The sequence below is a fragment of the Clostridioides sp. ZZV15-6383 genome (assembly GCF_020657735.1).
GTDB classification, from domain to species: Bacteria; Bacillota; Clostridia; order Peptostreptococcales; family Peptostreptococcaceae; genus Clostridioides; species Clostridioides difficile_D.
In genome coordinates, this window is sequence record NZ_JAGWCV010000046.1 from 1 (window position 1) to 20,449 (window position 20,449).

The 20,449-nt window shown below is 27.6% G+C and carries 22 protein-coding genes; 5 read left to right on the forward strand and 17 right to left on the reverse strand.

Annotated elements, in window-relative coordinates; genetic code table 11:
- Positions 1 to 99: 99 nt before the first annotated feature.
- The 4 genes from KGF42_RS14590 to KGF42_RS14605 all read right to left on the reverse strand — a co-directional run bounded on the left by KGF42_RS14590 (position 100) and on the right by KGF42_RS14605 (position 2,882).
- Positions 100 to 831, reverse strand: a complete 732-nt coding sequence (locus tag KGF42_RS14590) for a hypothetical protein (RefSeq protein WP_227822781.1) — start codon at positions 829 to 831, stop codon at positions 100 to 102.
- Between the two features lie 145 nt (positions 832 to 976).
- Complete coding sequence (trmB, locus tag KGF42_RS14595) at positions 977 to 1,621, reverse strand: tRNA (guanosine(46)-N7)-methyltransferase TrmB (protein ID WP_227822782.1); 645 nt, start codon at positions 1,619 to 1,621, stop codon at positions 977 to 979.
- Positions 1,622 to 1,759: 138 nt separating this feature from the next.
- Positions 1,760 to 2,080, reverse strand: a complete 321-nt coding sequence (locus KGF42_RS14600; RefSeq protein ID WP_003424083.1) for a hypothetical protein — start codon at positions 2,078 to 2,080, stop codon at positions 1,760 to 1,762.
- A gap of 415 nt (positions 2,081 to 2,495) precedes the next feature.
- A complete protein-coding gene (locus KGF42_RS14605) occupies positions 2,496 to 2,882 on the reverse strand; it encodes a VOC family protein (protein ID WP_413927027.1) in 387 nt (128 codons plus the stop codon).
- 363 nt (positions 2,883 to 3,245) lie between these two features.
- Between KGF42_RS14605 and KGF42_RS14610 the strand changes: the two genes are divergently transcribed.
- Complete coding sequence (locus KGF42_RS14610; RefSeq protein ID WP_003435320.1) at positions 3,246 to 4,106, forward strand: YitT family protein; 861 nt, start codon at positions 3,246 to 3,248, stop codon at positions 4,104 to 4,106.
- Between the two features lie 245 nt (positions 4,107 to 4,351).
- Here the strand turns inward: KGF42_RS14610 and KGF42_RS14615 are convergent, their stop codons facing one another.
- Positions 4,352 to 4,906, reverse strand: coding sequence for a GNAT family N-acetyltransferase (locus KGF42_RS14615; protein ID WP_054273924.1), 555 nt, complete (start codon positions 4,904 to 4,906; stop codon positions 4,352 to 4,354).
- A 190-nt stretch (positions 4,907 to 5,096) separates the two neighbouring features.
- On the reverse strand, positions 5,097 to 5,984 hold the full coding sequence (locus KGF42_RS14620; protein WP_227822784.1) for a LysR family transcriptional regulator: 888 nt from the start codon (positions 5,982 to 5,984) through the stop codon (positions 5,097 to 5,099).
- A 118-nt stretch (positions 5,985 to 6,102) separates the two neighbouring features.
- Between KGF42_RS14620 and KGF42_RS14625 the strand changes: the two genes are divergently transcribed.
- The 4 genes from KGF42_RS14625 to KGF42_RS14640 all read left to right on the forward strand — a co-directional run bounded on the left by KGF42_RS14625 (position 6,103) and on the right by KGF42_RS14640 (position 9,274).
- A complete protein-coding gene (locus tag KGF42_RS14625) occupies positions 6,103 to 7,302 on the forward strand; it encodes a coenzyme F420-0:L-glutamate ligase (RefSeq protein ID WP_227822785.1) in 1,200 nt (399 codons plus the stop codon).
- A gap of 273 nt (positions 7,303 to 7,575) precedes the next feature.
- Positions 7,576 to 8,640: a 4Fe-4S dicluster domain-containing protein gene (locus KGF42_RS14630; RefSeq protein ID WP_227826572.1), complete on the forward strand. Its 1,065-nt coding sequence runs from the start codon at positions 7,576 to 7,578 to the stop codon at positions 8,638 to 8,640.
- 221 nt (positions 8,641 to 8,861) lie between these two features.
- A complete protein-coding gene (locus KGF42_RS14635; RefSeq protein WP_227826579.1) occupies positions 8,862 to 9,020 on the forward strand; it encodes a response regulator in 159 nt (52 codons plus the stop codon).
- An 11-nt stretch (positions 9,021 to 9,031) separates the two neighbouring features.
- A complete protein-coding gene (locus KGF42_RS14640; RefSeq protein ID WP_227826573.1) occupies positions 9,032 to 9,274 on the forward strand; it encodes a hypothetical protein in 243 nt (80 codons plus the stop codon).
- 39 nt (positions 9,275 to 9,313) lie between these two features.
- Here KGF42_RS14640 and KGF42_RS14645 read toward each other — a convergent pair whose 3' ends face one another.
- From KGF42_RS14645 to mutL, 11 genes are all read right to left on the reverse strand, one after another.
- Complete coding sequence (locus KGF42_RS14645; protein WP_227822788.1) at positions 9,314 to 9,697, reverse strand: acyl-CoA thioesterase/BAAT N-terminal domain-containing protein; 384 nt, start codon at positions 9,695 to 9,697, stop codon at positions 9,314 to 9,316.
- A gap of 299 nt (positions 9,698 to 9,996) precedes the next feature.
- Positions 9,997 to 10,872: a kinase gene (locus tag KGF42_RS14650; protein ID WP_227822789.1), complete on the reverse strand. Its 876-nt coding sequence runs from the start codon at positions 10,870 to 10,872 to the stop codon at positions 9,997 to 9,999.
- A gap of 181 nt (positions 10,873 to 11,053) precedes the next feature.
- Complete coding sequence (locus KGF42_RS14655) at positions 11,054 to 11,740, reverse strand: DUF554 domain-containing protein (protein WP_054273939.1); 687 nt, start codon at positions 11,738 to 11,740, stop codon at positions 11,054 to 11,056.
- 49 nt (positions 11,741 to 11,789) lie between these two features.
- The gene (locus KGF42_RS14660) at positions 11,790 to 12,329 is read right to left on the reverse strand and encodes a prolyl-tRNA synthetase associated domain-containing protein (RefSeq protein ID WP_227826574.1); all 540 of its coding nucleotides are present in this window, start codon (positions 12,327 to 12,329) and stop codon (positions 11,790 to 11,792) included.
- A 44-nt stretch (positions 12,330 to 12,373) separates the two neighbouring features.
- A complete protein-coding gene (locus tag KGF42_RS14665) occupies positions 12,374 to 13,006 on the reverse strand; it encodes a cyclase family protein (RefSeq protein ID WP_227822791.1) in 633 nt (210 codons plus the stop codon).
- A gap of 86 nt (positions 13,007 to 13,092) precedes the next feature.
- On the reverse strand, positions 13,093 to 14,175 hold the full coding sequence (locus KGF42_RS14670; RefSeq protein WP_227822792.1) for an SIR2 family protein: 1,083 nt from the start codon (positions 14,173 to 14,175) through the stop codon (positions 13,093 to 13,095).
- A 132-nt stretch (positions 14,176 to 14,307) separates the two neighbouring features.
- Entirely contained in the window at positions 14,308 to 15,654 is a 1,347-nt protein-coding gene (locus KGF42_RS14675) for a M20 family metallopeptidase (RefSeq protein ID WP_227822793.1), read from the reverse strand.
- Positions 15,655 to 15,722: 68 nt separating this feature from the next.
- Positions 15,723 to 17,003 (reverse strand): methionine gamma-lyase family protein, encoded by a 1,281-nt coding sequence (locus KGF42_RS14680; RefSeq protein WP_227822794.1) that lies wholly within the window; start codon positions 17,001 to 17,003, stop codon positions 15,723 to 15,725.
- Between the two features lie 126 nt (positions 17,004 to 17,129).
- Complete coding sequence (gene hfq / locus KGF42_RS14685; RefSeq protein ID WP_003428780.1) at positions 17,130 to 17,390, reverse strand: RNA chaperone Hfq; 261 nt, start codon at positions 17,388 to 17,390, stop codon at positions 17,130 to 17,132.
- Positions 17,391 to 17,503: 113 nt separating this feature from the next.
- Complete coding sequence (miaA, locus tag KGF42_RS14690; protein WP_227822803.1) at positions 17,504 to 18,439, reverse strand: tRNA (adenosine(37)-N6)-dimethylallyltransferase MiaA; 936 nt, start codon at positions 18,437 to 18,439, stop codon at positions 17,504 to 17,506.
- 37 nt (positions 18,440 to 18,476) lie between these two features.
- Positions 18,477 to 20,444 (reverse strand): DNA mismatch repair endonuclease MutL, encoded by a 1,968-nt coding sequence (mutL, locus tag KGF42_RS14695; protein WP_227826575.1) that lies wholly within the window; start codon positions 20,442 to 20,444, stop codon positions 18,477 to 18,479.
- Between the last annotated feature and the right edge of the window lie 5 nt (positions 20,445 to 20,449).

Sequence of the window (20,449 nt, forward strand, 5' to 3'; positions counted from 1 at the left end):
GCTAGTAACAAAGCACTAATATTAGTGCTTTGTTACTAGCAACCTTTATTTTGATTATACATTTAAATTGAAAATAGAATGATTGAATAAGTTGACATATTATTTTACATTGACAGTGATTAGAACTTCTTGAGATGTATTTAAATCATTTTTGTCACTTAGTATAACTTTTACTACCGCTTGACCTGTTTTATTACCTTTAACTATCATATCTTCACATGAAAGTACACTCTTATCACTTACAGACGCAACAAAATCTAAATCTTTTGGAAGGTTATCAGTAACTTCCCAATATTTATAATAACTATCAATTTTCTTTGTAATTATTTTTCTCAAATCAATACTTTCACCTTTTGCTATATCAACATTATGATATTTAGATTCCAGTTTATATTGATTATCTTTTGTATCAATAAAATTTAAATCGCAATTTACATCTACACCATTATTAGAAAGAGAATTTACTACATTATCATCAATCAAATAATTATTGGCAAGATTGATTGAATCCATATCTTTTAGACCTAAAGCTTCTTTAGGAACTTCTTTTATATTATTGTTCCAAAAAATAAAATTATCTATATTTTCAAGATATGATATACCTTTTAAATTTGAAATGCTTTCACCAGTTGCATAAAACTCTCCATCTAGAGCCTTTATATTACTTATAGTCATCTCATCTGGGTTTATATATCGTTTTACAACTGCTCTTAGATTTGCGTCAGGAAAAATATCTTTAAGTTGATTTTCACTTAAAACCTTATCATTTGAATTTATTGGACTTAAAGCTGCCACAGAAATAATAAATGGTATCAAATTAGCTAAATTCATAGTACCCTCCCACATAAATTTTTTTTATTATAGTAATTTAATTTCTATGAGAGGGTTCTGTTTCCTTGTTATATATGCCTACTTTCGTACACTTTATTAATATAAATTAAAATAAATTTCTACTATTAAACTTATAAACATATTGCTAGTTACGTTTTTTAGCTTCACATCTAAATATTCGCATACCTTGTGACATAAATTTGTCTTCATACTCTGTTGTAACATTATTTTTATACTCACTATTTCCTAAATCAAGAGAAATATTCTTCAATAGCCAATTATTTGCAGCAATTTCGTTTAAACTAAACTCGAATAATTTTTCATTATCTGTTTTAAAGTGAATTTCGCCATCATCTTCCAAAACCCTATTGTACATTTCTAAAAATCCAGAATGAGTGAGTCTTCTTTTACTCCATCTATTTTTAGGCCATGGGTCACAGAAATTTATATAAATTCTAGATAATTCTTTAGCTTCAAAGTAATCTAAAATATGGCTTACATCTGTCCATAAAAAAAGTATATTATTCAAATTAGAAGTATCAGCTTTTTCAACAGCCTTTAAAAGAACTTCTTCCTTAAGTTCCATAGCAATATAATTTATCTCACGGTTCTGTTTGGCCAAAGTTGTTATAAACTGACCTTTTCCAGTACCAAATTCAACGTGTATTGGATTATCATTTCCAAACTTTAAATTCCACTTACCTTTTAATTTGTCTATATCATCTCTTAAAACATATTTTGTATAACTTAAAAGCTTTTCATCTGCACCTTTTTTTCGTCTTCTTCTCACAATAATTCTCCTCACATATAAAAAATTAGTAAAATACATTTTTTATTATACATTATCTCCCCAAAAAATAAAAAGAACTCTCTTAAAATAGAAATTTATTTCTATAAAGAGAGCTCTTAACTTACTAAAAAGTTAATCTTAGTGGCACCCTGAACAACCAGAGCATCCTCCTCCACCTTGATCTTTCATATTTTCAGGAATAACTCTAAATCCAAATCCTGTATCTTCTATTATTATATCTCCATACTGACTATATTCATCAGAGCTCATTACAAATTGTAATTCTCCAACTTCATAAGTTAAGTCATCTTCTTTTTTTTCATCTAAAGCTAATCCAAAAGAAGGACCTCCACAACCAACACCTGCAAAGTATACTCTTATATTATTAGGTTTATCTTGATTGTCTTTTAAGATACTTTTTAAAGTATCAATAGCTGTTTCTGGTAAAGTAATTTTCATTAAATCATTCCCTTTCAAATATTTTATTAAAACAATATTTATTATATACCCATATAAGGTACATAATCAATTAGTTTTTACATATTTTACTAAAACTTCTACCAAATAATGCTTAAAGTTTTAAAATATTTTATTATGATATTTTACTATCTTAAGTAAATACCCTATAGTACACTTAGTAAACAAATAAAATTTTTACTAACAAATATAATAATTTTATTTGTTATTTTAATATTATAACACATTTGATAATGTCCAATTCATATATGCAAAATTTATATACTTGAAAATATCTAAGAAATTATTCAATAAAAAAATACTATTTTTTTAAAATTATTATTTATACACACAACAAGCAAAGCACAACGGTACACACCCTTGTGCTTTGCTTGCAATTATTGGACAAGGTTGTCATCTATAACAATGCAAAATGGCTACTTTCCATAATTGATTTCATCTGACATAAGCAAAAAGGGTGTCCTGCTGGGTCAATCATAACTCTCCAATCATCAGAAAACTGCTCATCTGCAATTGTTGCTCCACAATGAATTGCGTATTGGACTGCTTCTTCCAAATTATTAACAGCGAAATCCATATGAGCCATTTGCTGTTGAGCTTCAGGCTTTTCTGGCCACACAGGCGGTTTATACTCAGGATTTCTTTGAAATGTTATACCAGGATACGCTCCCTGATTTGTTCCTGGAGCACCAACGCATGCATATTCTTCATTGTAAAATGGTATTTCCCACTTGAGTAACGTCGCATAAAATTTTGCTAATTCATGTGGATCTTTACAATCCATCGTAAATGAGTACATTTTGATTTTCAGTTCATCATGCATAATGTAACTACCTCCAAATATGAATTTCTTCGTCTTTTCATTTTTGCGCTAAATTCAAACATTAAGTATGTAATTTATTCCACGTATTTTCTATTATGCGTCAAGTCTTTATTTTTTGCAATAATGTTTAAAAAATTATAACATATAAAAATTTTTACAGGTAAATAACAACATTAGTAAGGATATTAAAACACTATATAAAAATTAACAAATATTAAGAATAATAAAATACTTGAAATTACTTATATCAAGAAAATTTATATAATATAAACTGGTCAGATATGTTATAATATTAAATTGTGACAAGTTCATGGAGGTGTTTATATGAAAAAACAAAAGTCGCCAATTTTACTTGAAATGCTTGGACTATTTTTTGGTTGTATATCAATGAGTATTGGTATAAATATGTTTTTAAAACCACATACAATTGCTCCTGGAGGGCTTAGTGGTCTATCATTAGTATTAAACAAGGTTACAGGACTTCCAGTATCAGCTATCATGTTAATTATAGGTGTACCATTAGTAATACTTGCTTTTAGGATTATGGGTACAAAAAATTCATTAAAAACGTTATTTGGAACAGTTGTGTTTTCAGCTATAGTTCAATTAACAGACCCATTATCAAAGTTAAGATTTACTAATGACTTACTATTATCTTCTATTGCAGGAGGAATCTTAGTTGGTATAGGTTTAGGAATAATGTTTAAGTCAGATGCTTCTACTGGGGGAACAGATTTAATTGCACTCATACTTAGTAAGAAATTCCCAGGTATAAAAGCTACAAAATTTATGTCGTGTCTGGATGGAATGGTGGTTATATCTTCTGGTATAGTAAATCGTAGTTTAGAAACTGCACTTTACTCTGGTATAGCACTTTGTGTATTAATAAAAATAGCAGATATGATAATGGAAGGATTTGACCATTCAAAAGCATTTTTTATTATTTCTGATGAGCCTGAAAGTTTAAGACAGGCTATAACTGAAGAACTTGATAGAGGACTTACTATTCTTGATGGTAAGGGTGGATATACTAGAGAAAATAAAGAAGTTCTATTAGTCGTAGTTTCTAAAAAACAAGAGCTTTATTTAAAGAGATTAGTTAAAAGAACTGACCCTACTGCATTTGTTATTGTTACAGATGTACATGAAGTTCTTGGAGAAGGATTTAAAAATTTAGAGAACTAATAAAAAATTAATACTTTAAAGACATATACTATTTTAGTTAAAATACGATTTATTCAAAGGGAGTGTCTCAAAATGAACTTTTTAGTTCATGAGACACTCTTTTTTATATGAAATCAAATGCATTTTCATTATTTCAACAATGAAAAAAGGCTTATCTCTATTTTAAGACAGCCCCTTTATTGAAATTTGATTTAGAAAACAATCATTACTAAATAATTGGCATAAATATTAAATGATTATATATATTATTTTTTCAATTCATATTGATAACAAGGAATGTTTTTTACAATGTTTCCAGCATGAATTTTTTTGATATATTTTCCTGTGCATTTAAATCCTAATAAATCTAATGATTTTGTAGAATTCTGATTTTCTTCATAGGTTATTGCAATGATTTTATTTAAGTTTAGTTCTCTAAATCCATACTGTATTACTCTCTTGGTTATCTCAGTAGCAAAATCATGTCCCCAATAACTTGGATTTATACATATACCTATTTCTGCTTCTAATGCTTTGGGATTTATATTATTAAACCCCATATTTCCAATAACTTTATTGTCTCTTTTATATACTATAGCAAAGTGACCAATTTTTCCTTTTTTATAAGGATTTAGAAAAAAGGATTTTATAAACTTTCTTGTGTCTTCTAAAGATTTATGCTCATTAAAGGGTAAATGTTTTACTACTATTTTATTCTTATAACAGTCAAAAAAATCTTCAACATCATCTAATGATGCAGGTCTTAGTATACAATTTCTAGTTTCTAAGGTTTTCATTTGAGGATATTCAGAATCAGACATTTCTAATCCCCCTTTATACATTAATCTAAATATATTGTTCATATTTAAAATACGATATTAATTATATAAATGTTCTCAAATTAACCTTATTTTTATCTTTAATAAATTAGTTTATTATGTGAATCTTTCAGACTTGCGAACTTATATCTATTTTTTTATATTAATTTAATTGTGAAATATGTATTCTAAATTACATATTACTGGATATCATACTTAAGAATTCTTTTGTTGCTAAGGACAAGGATATATCCTTTAAATGACAGTAACCTACATTTCTCTTAGGTATCGGCTCTTTTATATCCAATTTAAATAATTTTCCACTTTCTAAATAATCTATGCTGAATTCTTCTATAACACAAGATACACCAAGATTTATATACGCAAATTCTAAAAGTAATTCATGAGAACCCAATTCTATATCTGGGTTTAGTTTTATACCTTTTGATAAAAAATATTCATTTACATAAAGTCTTGAATTTGCTTTATTTTCTAGCATTATTAAAGGCAATGTATTTAGTTCTTCTAGGGATATTTTTTTCCCTTTGTATTCTATGTAATCATTTGCACACACAAATATATCATGTATTTCAATACATTCAACAATATTTAGTGCATCATCTTCTATTGGCATGTTTATAATTGCTATATCTATATTACCATCTTTGAGTAAAGATATAAGTTCTCTACTCGTTCTATTTATTGTAGATACATGTATATGTGGGTACTTCTTATGAAAAATTTCTAAATATTTTAATAAGAAAAAACGTGCAGCTGTATCTCCTACTCCTATTTTTAGAGAACCATATTCTAATTTTTTGAATTTATTTATTCTATCCTCTCCTGATGCTATTAACTTTAATGCAGTAGTTACATGCTCACTTAGAATTTCCCCTTCTGGAGTTAATTTTACACCTTTATTATTTCTATAAAACAGTATAGTATCTAATTGTTCCTCTAATTGTTTTATTGACTGACTTACAGCTGGCTGTGACATAAATAATTCTTTAGCAGCAAGAGAAAAACTCTTATTATTTGCAACTGTGTTAAAAACCTTATACAGTTCAAGTTTTATATTCATATATAATTACTCCTTATGTCAAATATTAGTATTATTTATTTTACTTATAATCATATTTGAATTATAATATACATGGTACTAATATGACAATATTAATTCTTTAGGAGGATTTTAGATAATGGATAGATTAGTTGGAACTGTTTCAAGAGGGGTTAGAGCACCTATTATAAGACAGGGAGATGACTTAGTTAAGATAGTTGTTGATTCTGTTTTAAACGCGTCAAAAAGTGAAAATTTTGAAGTTAGAGATAAAGATGTAATTGCTGTTACAGAAGCTGTTGTAGCTAGAGCACAGGGAAATTATGCTCATGTTGACAATATTGCAAAAGATGTAAAAGCTAAATTTGGAGATGATACTGTTGGTGTTATATTCCCAATCTTAAGTAGAAATCGTTTTGCTATATGTTTAAAAGGAATTGCAAAAGGATGTAGAAAAGTTGTATTAATGTTAAGCTACCCTTCTGATGAAGTTGGAAATCATTTAATAAGTATTGATGAACTTGATGATAAGGGAATAAATCCTTGGTCAGATATTTTAACAGAAGAAAAATATAGAGAACTATTTGGATATAACAAGCATACATTTACTGGTGTAGATTATGTAGACTATTATAAGAATTTAATCAAGGATTGTGGTGCAGAAGTAGAAATAATATTTGCAAATAATCCAAAGACTATTCTTGACTATACAACAAGTATTTTAACTTGTGATATACATACAAGACAAAGAACAAAGAGAATTTTAAGACAAAATGGAGCTAAAAAAGTGTATTCACTTGATGATATAATGACAGCAAGTGTAGATGGTAGTGGGTACAATGACCAATATGGGCTTTTAGGTTCAAACAAAGCTACAGAAGAAACAGTAAAATTATTCCCTATAAATTGTGATGAAGTTGTAAACAAAATCCAAGGTGATATAAAAGAAATCACAGGGAAAAATGTGGAAGTAATGGTTTATGGAGATGGAGCTTTTAAAGACCCCGTAGGTAAAATCTGGGAGTTAGCTGACCCAGTAGTATCTCCTGCTTACACAAAAGGTCTAGAAGGAACTCCAAACGAAGTAAAATTAAAATACTTAGCAGATAATGATTTTGCTGACTTATCTGGTGATGAGTTAAAAGAAGCAATTTCAAAATACATAGTTGAAAAAGATAATAAATCTGATGATTTAACAGGAAACATGGTTTCTCAAGGTACTACTCCAAGAAGATTAACAGACCTTATAGGTTCTTTGGCAGATTTAACATCTGGAAGTGGAGATAAGGGTACTCCTATTATTTACATACAAGGATATTTCGATAACTATACAAAATAGTATACTTTAATGAGATTTAAATTTTTTAGATTGAATGGATTAACCTAAAAATTTATTAAACCCTCGTAATAGATATAACTTGAAAAGTCGTATCTATTATGAGGGTTCTTTAATGTTCACAGATAAGAAATATTATAATCAATCATGTAGTTATTTATATATTCCTTAATTTAATTACACTTAAATTGAAAATATAACGTTGTTCTTATATAATTAAATTATACAACAATAATGTTATATTTTTTAAATATATTTTTACTAGGGGGAATAAAATTGAAAAGGGTTGATGAGAGAAATACTATGTTTGCAAGAGCAAATTATAAAAAAGATAGTACTGCTTATAATGACTATTATAAGAAAAATCCTGACAAAAAAGAAATTGATGATAGTATAAGAAATAGACCAAATTTATGTAGTGAAGGAACCATGATTTACAATGAATTAAATTCTCCAATGGCAAGTAGTGCATTTGATTTTTTATCTGACATCAAATCTTTATGTGAAGGAAAAGTTTCTGATACTAAAGTAGATGTAGACGCAAAATCAATGACAAAAAAAATAAAGGGTCTTGCAAAACAGTATGGGGCTTCTGTAGTTGGTATAACTAAATTAAAAGACTATCATATTTATACAAATAGGGGTAGACATGAAGAAAATTATGGTGAAGAAGTTAATCTAACTCATAAGTACGCCATTGTATTTGGATGTGAGATGGATAAAGAAATGATAAATAGAGCCCCAATGATATGTGAAGTTATAGAAACGTCAAAATGCTATGTGGATGCATCTATTGTTGGCATGATTTTAAGTTATTATATAAGAAACTTGGGATATGATGCTAGAAATCATATGGATGCTAATTATTTAGTAATGCCTGTTTTTATAGCTCGCGATGCTGGCTTGGGGGATATAGGAAGAAATGCTATACTTACAAATAAAGATTATGGCTCTAGACTTCGATTAGGAGTTGTTACTACAGATATTCCTCTTTTAGAAGATGAATATATTGATTTTGGACTAGAAGATTTTTGTAAAGTCTGTAAAAAATGTTCTTTTAACTGTCCTTCTCATTCACTTTCTAATGATATTAAAATTGGCGATGATGGAAAATATAATTGGGTAATTGAACATGAGACATGCTATATTAAATGGAGATATTTAGGTACAGATTGTGGTATGTGCATATCTGCATGCCCATTTAGCCAAAATCTTGAAACTATAAAAAATACTACTTCTTTTAAGGGCAATAATGAGCTTATCCAAAAAGCTTTAGATGAATATACTTCAAAATTTGGTAAAAGAATATTCATACCTGGAAACCCGTCTTGGCTGAAATAATTTTATTTAATAAAGAATCTGTCCTATGATAATAAATTCTAGGACAGATTCTTTATTAAATATGTGAATTGTTAAATTTTTTCTTACTTATAACAATTCAGCAATATTTTTAATTGACATCATAAAATATCAAACTAAAAGGAATAACTGTATGGAAAAAATATTAGTGGTGGAAGACGATTCTATATTAAACAAAACTCTATCATATAACCTAATTGAAGATGGTAGTCACTTCAAAATTTACAGCTACATCTGCATTAAAGTCTATTATTGAATGTGAATTTGATTTAATTATTTTAGGTATTAATTTGCCAGACAAAAGCGGATTTGAATTATGTAAGGAAATCAAGGAAAATTGCGATATACCAATAATTTTTTGACTGCTAATGATATGGAATGTGATATGATTAAAGGCTACGAATTTGGAGCTTTAGATTATATAACAAAACCATTTAATATCAATGTATTCAAACAGAAAATAAAAGCTTTTTTAAATCATCTTACGACAAAAACAAAACAAGATTGCTACAGTGATGGATATCTTGAAATCAACTTCTCTGAGTTTTCTGCAAACATAAATTCACTCCACCTTTCAATAACTCTTATAAATTTCCAACTTCATAATTGTTTATAAATTATCAATGTCAGTTAAAACTAGTATATAACATGCAAATTATATAAACAATAAATTAAATTGTTTATATCTTGAAGCAAGCAAAAGCGCCAATTCTCCACCCTTTGATGTTCCATGTACAAATATTTCTTTAGTGTTAGTAATTTCATTTTCACTAATCCACTTAAACACTTTTTCAAAATATTCTAATGGAACTTCTTCTAAAGTTTTATAAGTACCTTCTATAGGTTCAACCGAATCTAAATCTACTTCTCCTTTTTCACTTGAATAAAATACTCCATACGATGAAAACTCTTCTCCTTTGCACCATGGAAATTCCATTTTCAGACTTACTTTAAGCTTAGTATTTGGAGTTAAATCTGAAACCATAACCTTAAGTCTTTCATCTACAAATGATTCTACATTGTATACACTTATTTTCATAATTAATTTCTCCTTATAATTATTTGTACTTTATATATAAAACAATTTTATCCAATACAATATAAATAAATCATCAAATTAAGACATCATATTGACTTTTTTATTATAACAACGCATTTTATATTTGTCAATATATTGTCTTTTATATTTTTAAATTACGTTTAAGATGCTCTATTTATTTAAAGTTATCCAAAATAAAAAACCACTCATTTTAAGAATGGTTTTTAACATATACTATTTTATTAATAAGGATATTTTTTTATTTAGACTTATATAATAGAATATCTTTTATTTAATATTTATGCATTTGCAAAAGTATATATAGCATTAACTCTTGCTACATATAAATTCTCATCACTGCATCCAATATATTTAGCATATTTTTCTATCTTTTCTTTTGCATTTTCAACATCAATTTCATCGTTCTCCATTAGCTCATTTATATAAATATCCATTAGTGAGGCTTTATAATCTTTTATATCATAACCCAAAAATTCAGTTAGTCTTTCAATTTCCTTACTAAAATCTCCATCTTCTTTTACTAAAAATTCGTATACATCTTCTCTATATGGATTTAAAGTTATTATTTGTTTTACAACTTTACATTCATCAGCTTTCCCAATAAAACCATCTTTATAATTATTAAATAAGGCATTAGATTTTTTTATAGATTCTTCATCAATATAAGAATGTACCTCAGTTATTCGATTTTCTATAAGTGCATCCACGACAGCATAGTGAATTTTAAAACAATCATTGTATAAATAATTGCTCATTTTTTTTACCGTTGATTCTATTTCTAAAAAACTAGCATTACCATTTTTTTTGTTTTTATTTGGTATAATAAAAGTTTTATTCAAGTTATTAAAAAGTCGCTTAAAATCTAAATATTTTTCACAATAAACACTTTTAAAGGTATCGATATCTATAGTTATAATTCCAAAACTCACTATAGTCTCAATTCCTTTCTTAAAAGATTCCTCTATATATTTTTCTCCTAAACTTAAACCTCTATCTGATATTTGCTTTAGATTTTGAAAATTATTCAAACAATCTCTCTCAAAGTTCTTAGAAATTTCTAAAGCATATAATTTAAAGATTTTCCTTATCTTATTATAATTATTTTTTGTATCATCAAATCTGATAATAGCTCCATTTACATCAAAGGTAATCATTGAGTTTTAACCTCCCCATTAGTTTCATCAATAAAATAAATTTAATATAAACTTTATAATCATAATATTAAACTTATTTATACTATAATTATTAATTTGATGATAAAAGCTATTTTCCTTCTAAATAAAAAATTTGTCTAATGTTTTTAAAAAAATTAGACAAATCTTAGATTATTATTATTTAAATTGCTCCAAACACTCCAAATAATATTGGTATAAATATAGCTGGCAACAAATTTGCTACTTTTATATTTGTGAGTTTAAGTACATTTAAACCAAGACCTATAATCAATAAACTTCCAGCGGCTGTCATTTCTGTAACTACAGGGTCACTTAAGAATCCATTTAAAAATGATGCTCCCATACATATGATACCTTCATACAAAAATACAGATATTGCAGAAAACATTACACCTATACCTAAAGAAGCAGTAAATATAATTGAAGCTATGCCATCTATGACAGATTTTACAAATAAAGTATCATGACTCCCTGTAAGACCGCTTTCTAGTGAGCCAACTACTGCCATAGCTCCTATACAGAATAATAAACTAGATGATATAAAACCTTCTGCGATAGAATCTTTTTTATTTCCTTTAGAAAATTTACTTTGTAAAAAAGCACCTAATTTATTTACCCATTTGTCAATATCTATTAATTCTCCTATCAAAGCACCTACAGCTATAGATATTATTGTTACTAATGTATTTTTTCCTTCCAATGCTCCTGATATACCAATATACAATACACATAAGGCAATTCCATTCATTATAGTATCACTTACTCTTTGAGGCAAGCCACCTTTAATTATAAGACCTACTATACATCCACCTGCAATTGCTAAACTATTTGCTATTACTCCAAACATTTTTTCTCCCCTCGATTAGCTAATTAAAATTTACTCCAATTATAAAAATTTAAATATCTATGCTTTGTAGTGGATATTTTAAATATTCCAAAAATTCTTCAAAACCTTTTCTAGATATATTTACAGTTTTGGTATTTATGTTAGGATGAAAATTTAAGTAATCTTCTTTAATTACATCCTTGTCTATGTAAAGCTCAACTTTTCTTTCTGTATCACTTATCAATGAAAAAGGATTTACACTTCCAGGAAGAAGTTTAAGTACATTGTATAATCTTTCAGGTGAAGCAAATGATAATTTAGAACTTCCTATTTTATCTTTAAGCGAGTTTAAATCAACCTGTTTTTCTCCTTTAACCACAATAAGATAATATTTATTTCCTTTAGCATTTCTCAAAAATAAATTTTTACAGTGACATCCTTTTGCTATTCCATCTAAAATTACTAACTGATCTGCTGTATATACGGCTTCATGTTCTATTACATCATATTCAATATTTAATTTATCCAAAACATTGTATATTTTAGTTTCATTCATTCTCACTTCATTTTCATCTTGTTCTTTAATAATTTTATTTTTCAAACCACTCATGTTATTCTTTTCTCCTTAATCTTATACCTCTATATTATGAGATATTATTCTACTATAGCTATAGCTCTTACTGGAGCTCCATCAGCATCATTATACTTAAATGGTGCTGCTATAAATAGGAATTTTTCTGGAACATTTTCTAAATTAGTAAGATTTTCTATGATTATTTTACCTTTCTCAAATAAAATATGATGTACTTCAAAAACTGATGTGTCATATCTATCCACTGATAACATGTCTATTCCTATACCTTTTATATTAGTATCAGCTATATAATTTGCAGCTTCTTCTGTTAATGTAGGATAGCCTACATAGTACTGCTTTTTATCCCAAAACTTTGACCAACCAGATTTAAATATTATAAAATCACTACTTTTTATTTCATCTTCATATTTTTTTAGATATTCTAATTCTATATTCTTATTTCCCCTTTCAAGTTCCAATACATAAGCTTTCCCAACAAAATTTTCTATATCTAATTTATCTAGGGTCTCACCTTTGGTATACATATGCCTTGGTGAATCCATATGAGTTCCATTGTGAGAAAATACACTAATTAGTGTTTCTTGATAACCATTTTCTTCAATAATAGCTACTTTCTTGATATCTGGTCTATTAGGCTCTGCGTATACAGGCATGTCATTATGAGTCACATGAGTTAAATCAAAAACCTTCATCTTTATATACCCCCTATGTTTTTATTTTCTATTATATACCTAAATTCATTTTATTTCTATCAGATTTTATTCCATTATATACCATACTAATATATATTTTTTATAAACTTCAAGGGGTTTACAGAAAAATCTTGAAAAGAATTGTCAGTAAATACAACATCTTCGCCTAAAAAACGTTTGTATCTGCCCTCTTCTTTCTTTAAAGTAATTCTCTGTTTTTTTGAATGATTGTTAAAGACCATTATCTTAAGTGGAGATTTTTTTCTATTAGTCTGAACTCTTTTTAACATATACTTTATGTGCATATCAGCTTCTGGAAATGAATATCCACAGAATATTAAAAGGTTCGTATCTCTTAAAGTTTTTTCTGTTTCATTCCAAACATTGCTTAAAAATATGTTGGACATATTCTTAAAATATGTTGGTGGCACTATAATAGGTTCTGTTAATTCACCACACTCTAAACATTTTGTCTCTGAACTATTTTCAATAAGTTTCATGACACCGCCTTCATGTGGTGTAAGAGTTACACTATTACAAATAGGGCAATAAAGCCAATTTAATGACCCATGTATCTTATATAATTTTATTAAAGGTTCTTTTGGTTTTCTCCAATTTAACTCTTCTTTAAAATTTGTAAACTCCACACCATAATCAAGCATAATTGGCAAATCATTCTTATCTCTTAAGCCAGTAACTGTATTGTCTATATGTATATCATAATTTGCACTAATAAAAGTGGTATCAAGAAGCAAATCACTTTCCAAAAGATTTTCAACCAAAAGTTTATGATATTTATTATCTGTTCTAGATGTATTATGAATTGCTTCAGCCATTAATAGTATTAAATATTGTCTTAAAAAACGTATACTATCACTTCTGTTATTTAGATTTTCTAGTCCAAAATTTCTAAATGCTTCTTTTCGTTGTTCTGCTAAATCTAAAAGCCCTAAAACTTCTTCAAAGGTAGGAAAATTTGCATTATCTATATTATCTTTTAGTATATCAATTTTGAACATCTGTTTAAAGAAAATATACAACTCTCTATTCATATTGGTATTATAGTTTGTAGGATTTAGCTTTTTAAAATATTCGCTAAACAGTTCATTTTGAATAGGTAGGTTTTCCGCTGCTGAAGCTCCTGCTCCCAAAAATATTGCTATTTTCATATAGTTCCTCCTAATATAAATATTACTACTATTTTTATATTCATTAAATATTCATATCATTTATTTTATGATACAACAATAAAGCTGTCTCTTACTAGAAAAAATCCTATTACAAGACAGCCTTATATTATATTAAATCTTTAATAATTCATAAATAGAAAGAGCATATATTTGAGCAGCCTTTACAATATCCTCTACTATTAAATATTCATTAGCTTGATGTTCTGTTTCTGGTTTTCCTGGGAAAATAGCTCCAAATGCAACACAATTATCTAAAGCTCTTGCATAAGTTGCTCCTCCAGATGAAAGTGGTGTTCCATCAAGACCAGTCTCTTCTTCATATACTTTTCTAAGTGTTTTAACAAGAAGTGTATCTTCTGGAACATAGATTGAATCCAAGAAATCATACTCTTCATAATTTAAATGGTATTTATCTGTCATTTTCTTTAATTCTTTTACAAAGTCTTCTTTTTTGTATGTTACTGGTATTCTTACATCTATTCCTGCAAATTCTCTTTCATTGTCAATAGTTACTCTACCTATATTTACTGTTAGTTTGCCTGATACATCATCCTTACAATTAGGAATTATATTATTTCCATTAGCATCTTCTCCAATAACTTCTGCTAAAAACTTAATTATATTAGAATCTATTCCTATATTATTAAGGGCTATACAAAGTCTAGCCACTGCATTTATACCAGTATCGCTTGCTGCTGAATGGACGCTTTTTCCCATTATACAGATTTTATTTCCTTCAACAGTATATTCAAAGTTTAATTTATCAAGTTCTTTTTTTAATTTGTCAGAGTATTTTCCAATATAAATTGCCTTTCCTGGAACTGCATTTAGAGCTTTTCCAACTGATAATTCTATATCACTTTTGCTATCACAAGTCAAATGAACTTGTAAAAGACCTTTTTCTGCATTTGTTATTGGGAATCTAGAATCTGGAGTAAATCCATAGTTTGGTATTTCTTCATTATTTTCTTTATATTTATTTATACATCTCCAAAGATTTTCTTCATCAGCACCAAAAATGAATCTTATTCTCTTATTAAAGTCTACATTTAAATCCATAAGAGCTTTTACTGCATAAATTGCTGATATTGTAGGTCCTTTATCATCTTGTGTCCCTCTTCCATACAATTTACCATCTTCTAAAACGGCTTCAAATGGAGGATTATTCCAGCTTTCTAAATCACCTTCTGGAACTACATCAACATGACCAAGTATACCTATCATTTTTTCACCTTGTCCTATTTCTGCATATCCATAATATCCATCTTTATATACAGTCTTAAACCCTAGAGATTTACATAAGTCTAAAATACCTCTTAAAGCTTTATCTACATTTTCACCAAATGGACAATTTTCAGTTGCTTCAGATATAACACTAGGTATTTTTACACTTTCTTGTATTGAAGAAATCATTTCATCTTGTAGAGAATTTACTTTTTCTTTAATTTGCTCTTTCATATTATCACCCTTCAATTTTCATCATAGTATACTAATAAATATTTTGACCTTTTAAAAAAAATATATGCTTATTTTTTCAGTTTTTTTATAAATTCAATTGCTTTTAAAGTACCCATTTTTGAATGGTCAAATGTAAGTCCACCTTGGAAATAAACATTATAAGGAGGTCTTATTGGAGCATCTGCACTTAACTCTATAGAAGAACCTTGTATAAAAGCTCCTGCTGCCATTATGACTTCACTTTCATATCCAGGCATATCCCAAGGAACAGGTTTTACATAAGAATCAACTGGTGCAGCTTCTTGTATACCTTCACAAAAGCTTATTACTTCATCAGCACTATTAAGTCTAATACATTGAATAATATCACTTCTCAAATCATCGTGTTTTGGTAATACATCATAACCTAATTTTTCAAAAGCTCTTGAACAAAAGATAGCTCCCATTACAGCTTGAGATACTATATAAGGTGCTAAGAAGAATCCTTGAAGTACATTTCTAGTAGTCCCAAAAGTAAGACCACATTCTTTTCCTATTCCAGGGGAAGTCATTCTATAAGATATAAGTTCAATTAAATCTTTTTTACCAGCTATATATCCCCCTGTTAATGCAAGTCCACCACCAGGATTTTTTATTAAAGAACCAGCCATAACATCTGCTCCAACATCAGTAGGCTCTTTAGTATCTAAAAACTCGCCATAACAATTATCAACCATTACTATAGCTTCTGGTTTAACAGATTTTATTACATCTATAGCTTCTTTTATGTCACTAATTGAAAGCGATTTTCTCCAAGAATACCCTTTTGACCTTTGTATCATAACAAGTTTGGTTTTATCATTTATTTTATTTTTAATTCCTTCTAAATCTATATTTCCATCTTCTAAAAAATCCACATCATCATATGTAACACCATACTCTTTTAATGAACCTTTTTCTTCTCTTATACCTATAACGCCTTCTAAAGTATCATATGGTCTACCAGTAACAGATAAAATTTCATCTCCTGGTCTGACTATTCCTTGTATACATAAAGTAAGTGCATGTGTCCCATTTACAATTATAGGTCTTACAAGAGCATCTTCTGTATTAAAAACTTTAGAATAAATTTCTTCTATTTTTTCACGACCAATATCATTATATCCATATCCTGTAGTCCAGTTAAAGTGCATGTCACTTAACTTAGATTCTTGCATAGCTTTTAAAACTTTATATTGATTGTATTCTCTTATTTCTTTTATTTCTTCAAACTTATCTTTTATGTCTTCCATTATTTCTTGTGATAGTTTAAAAGTATCATCATCTATTCCATAGTAGTCTTTTAATAATTCCCTTGTCTCATTAAGCATTTTATCACCTGTCTTTTTATTATTTTATCTAAACATGTAAAGGAGACTATTTTACTAAAACAAATAAATCATAGTTTATAAGTTAGTATAAGTCTCCTCTCAATCATCTTAAATTAAATTAGTTATTTATCTGTTGTTATTATTGTTGTTGTTTTGATTTTGATTTGTTAGATTAATATACTTTCCAGGTTGTATAGTCGACACAGCATGTTTATAAATCATATTTTGTTGTCTATTATCACCTTCTATTAATATTATATAGCTATCAAATCCTTTTACAAGCCCTTTAACTTGCACTCCATTGACTAAATATATAGTAACAGGTATCCTTTCTTTCCTTGCATTATTTAAAAACAAATCTTGTAAATTTAAAACTGTATTTTTCATTAGATTTGTACCCTCCCAAGATTAAATTGAACTTCTAAAATATTCCTATCTTATATTCTATATAAGTTATGATAAATTTTCAATATTAAGTTGTATACTTAAAAAATTATATATTATTTTATAGAATCTTTAATATATAAGATTATTTCATTTTTTAATTTGTCTATACTTTCATATTTGTCTAAATCAAACCATTTTGCTGTTTCATATCTTTTAAACCAAGTTATCTGACGCTTTGCATACCTTCTAGAATCTCTTTTTATTATTTCAATAGCTTCTTCGTATGTATATTCTCCATCTAAATACTTTAATATCTCTTTATAACCTATGCCTTGCATTGATATCATATCTTTTTTAAATCCCATACTTAGAAGTTTTTTTACCTCTTCAACTAATCCATTTTTAAGCATAATATCAACTCTCATATTTATTCTTTCATATAAATGTTCTCTGTCTCTATTAAGAACTATTATTATTGGTTGATATTCTTCATTAAATTTTAAATCACTTGAAAAATCATTCATTTTCTTACCGCTTAGACAAACTTCAAGAGCCCTTATGACTCTCTTAGTATTGTTTTTATGAATTCTATTAGCAGCTTTTTCATCAAGTTCTTTTAGCCTGTTGTGCATATAATCTATTCCTTTTTCAGCAAGCTGATTTTGAAGTTCTTCCCTTAATTCATTATTGGCATCAGATTTTGCAAAGTCCATATTATATATTAAAGAATTTAGATAAAGACCTGTACCTCCAGTTACTAAAACACATTTTCCCTTTTCATTTATTTCATATATATATTTTTTTGCTCTTTGTTGAAACTCTGAGACTGAAAATGGATAGTCAGGTTTAACTTCATCTATAAGGTAATGCTTTACTCCTTGCATCTCTTCCTCTGTAACTTTTGCACTTCCAACATCCATATATTTATATATTTGCATAGAATCAGCTGAAATTATCTCTGCATTCATATCTTTTGCTAATTTTATTGATAAATCTGTCTTTCCAACAGCAGTTGGACCTGTAAGTATTATAAGTGGTATATTTTTCATAACATTCCTTTCCATATATTCTAAATGTCCAAATATTTTACATAATTCTTTTAAACATTTTTTCTATTTCCATCTTAGATATTTCAACCATTATAGGTCTCCCATGAGGACATGTAAATGGATTCTCACACTTCTCTAGCTGTTCTAATAGACTTTTTATTTCAATATCATATATTTTATCATTTGCTTTTATAGCAGACCTACATGCCATAGATGCAAACCTCTCTCCTTTCAAATCATAATTGCTTGTAATCTCTTCTATATTATCAATTATTTGAAGTATAAATTTTTCAGTTTCAGGTACTCCAAATATAGTAGGAACACATCTTACCATTATATGAGTATTACCAAAAACTTCTAATTCAAAACCAAATTTCATAAATAGTTCTAAATTATTTTCAATTTGAAGCATATCTACATTTGATACTTCAATCACCACTGGGTCTAAAAGTATTTGCATATTGATATCCTGTCTATAGAACTTTTCCATATATCTTTCATATAATATTCTTTCATGTGCAGCGTGTTGGTCCAATAGATACATAGAATCATTTTTACTCAAAATTATATAAGTATTAAATACAACTCCAATTACAGAATATCCATATAAAGAAAACTTCCGTTTTGAACTACATAAGTACTCTTCTTCACTATCTCTAATACTATTTCCCAAATAATAATTTCCTTCATTCCTAGTTCTATCAACTTGAAATTCTTCTTGTATATTGTCATTTACGCTATCTTCACTCAGATAATTAGTATTTTTCATTTCGTCTTCTATACTTGCATTTAAGACTTCACTTACAGATTGAAATTCATTTATTGGTTTTTCACTTGATAAAGTCACAACTTCGATAACTTCATCCTTACCTTTAGTCATATTGTTATTTTGGGGATTAGATTCTAATAAATTATTATTTCTTAATTCATAGTCTGTACTTTTTTCTCTATTGTTAATAGCGATTCTAGGCTGTGTTTTTTTATCAGTATAAGTAGCATATTTCCCAATAAGATTTGAGTGTATTAATTTAACCTTTAAAAAATCCCTAAGTTCTATATACACTTCTTGTTCTTTTTCAAATTTAATTTCAAGTTTATTGGGATGTATATTTACATCTATACATGATGGGTCTACTTCTATATTTAAGAAGCAAATTGCATGTTTACCTATTGGAATTATAGACTTATAACTTTCTGTTATTGCATCTATGATTATTTTACTTTTTACAAATCTTTTATTTATGTAGATATGTTGTAAATTTTTATTAGAACGGTATATATTGTTATTACCTATATATCCATTCATTTTAAAGTGGTTACATTTAAATTCCACATCTATTATATTTTCCGTTATTTCTTTTCCATATATACTTCTAATAGTGTTTACAAGCTTTCCATCTCCTGGAGTATTTAGCATCTGTTTATTGTTATTTGTATATTTAAATTGGATACTTGGATTACCTATTGCAAGTTTATTTATCAAATCACTTATATTTATAGTTTCTGCATGAGTAGATTTTAAAAATTTCTGTCTTGCTGGTGTATTAAAGAAAATGTCCTTTATAATGATTGTAGTCCCATTAGTAGAGCCTATTGGCTCTTTTGATATTATTTTGCCACCTTCAACGTATATTTTTGTTCCTATTATTTCATCTCTGGTTTTAGTAGTCATTTCTAATTTTGATACAGCTGAAATAGATGCCAATGCTTCTCCTCTAAAACCAAGAGAGTATAAATCATATAAATCATCAATTTTTTTAATTTTACTAGTAGCATGTCTTAAAAACGATTTTTCAACTTCACTTGAAGGTATTCCTATTCCATTATCTGTAATCTTAATTAAACTTTTTCCTCCATCAACTATATCTATAGAAATTTTATTTGCACCTGCATCAATAGAGTTTTCAATGAGTTCTTTCACTACCGAAGAAGGTCTTTCTACAACTTCACCAGCTGCTATCTTGTTTATAGTCAAATCATCTAGGATGTTAATTATATTTTTCATTTTTA

Bases quoted from the DNA above. Each gene is read 5' to 3' on its own strand.
- KGF42_RS14590 (WP_227822781.1), bottom strand. From the start codon at position 831: ATGAATTTAGCTAATTTGATACCATTTATTATTTCTGTGGCAGCTTTA.
- KGF42_RS14600 (WP_003424083.1), bottom strand. From the start codon at position 2,080: ATGAAAATTACTTTACCAGAAACAGCTATTGATACTTTAAAAAGTATC.
- KGF42_RS14605 (WP_413927027.1), bottom strand. From the start codon at position 2,882: ATGGATTGTAAAGATCCACATGAATTAGCAAAATTTTATGCGACGTTA.
- KGF42_RS14610 (WP_003435320.1), top strand. From the start codon at position 3,246: ATGAAAAAACAAAAGTCGCCAATTTTACTTGAAATGCTTGGACTATTT.
- KGF42_RS14615 (WP_054273924.1), bottom strand. From the start codon at position 4,906: ATGTCTGATTCTGAATATCCTCAAATGAAAACCTTAGAAACTAGAAAT.
- KGF42_RS14620 (WP_227822784.1), bottom strand. From the start codon at position 5,984: ATGAATATAAAACTTGAACTGTATAAGGTTTTTAACACAGTTGCAAAT.
- KGF42_RS14625 (WP_227822785.1), top strand. From the start codon at position 6,103: ATGGATAGATTAGTTGGAACTGTTTCAAGAGGGGTTAGAGCACCTATT.
- KGF42_RS14635 (WP_227826579.1), top strand. From the start codon at position 8,862: ATGGTAGTCACTTCAAAATTTACAGCTACATCTGCATTAAAGTCTATT.
- KGF42_RS14640 (WP_227826573.1), top strand. From the start codon at position 9,032: ATGGAATGTGATATGATTAAAGGCTACGAATTTGGAGCTTTAGATTAT.
- KGF42_RS14645 (WP_227822788.1), bottom strand. From the start codon at position 9,697: ATGAAAATAAGTGTATACAATGTAGAATCATTTGTAGATGAAAGACTT.
- KGF42_RS14650 (WP_227822789.1), bottom strand. From the start codon at position 10,872: ATGATTACCTTTGATGTAAATGGAGCTATTATCAGATTTGATGATACA.
- KGF42_RS14655 (WP_054273939.1), bottom strand. From the start codon at position 11,740: ATGTTTGGAGTAATAGCAAATAGTTTAGCAATTGCAGGTGGATGTATA.
- KGF42_RS14660 (WP_227826574.1), bottom strand. From the start codon at position 12,329: ATGAGTGGTTTGAAAAATAAAATTATTAAAGAACAAGATGAAAATGAA.
- KGF42_RS14665 (WP_227822791.1), bottom strand. From the start codon at position 13,006: ATGAAGGTTTTTGATTTAACTCATGTGACTCATAATGACATGCCTGTA.
- KGF42_RS14670 (WP_227822792.1), bottom strand. From the start codon at position 14,175: ATGAAAATAGCAATATTTTTGGGAGCAGGAGCTTCAGCAGCGGAAAAC.
- KGF42_RS14675 (WP_227822793.1), bottom strand. From the start codon at position 15,654: ATGAAAGAGCAAATTAAAGAAAAAGTAAATTCTCTACAAGATGAAATG.
- KGF42_RS14680 (WP_227822794.1), bottom strand. From the start codon at position 17,003: ATGCTTAATGAGACAAGGGAATTATTAAAAGACTACTATGGAATAGAT.
- hfq (WP_003428780.1), bottom strand. From the start codon at position 17,390: ATGAAAAATACAGTTTTAAATTTACAAGATTTGTTTTTAAATAATGCA.
- miaA (WP_227822803.1), bottom strand. From the start codon at position 18,439: ATGAAAAATATACCACTTATAATACTTACAGGTCCAACTGCTGTTGGA.
- mutL (WP_227826575.1), bottom strand. From the start codon at position 20,444: ATGAAAAATATAATTAACATCCTAGATGATTTGACTATAAACAAGATA.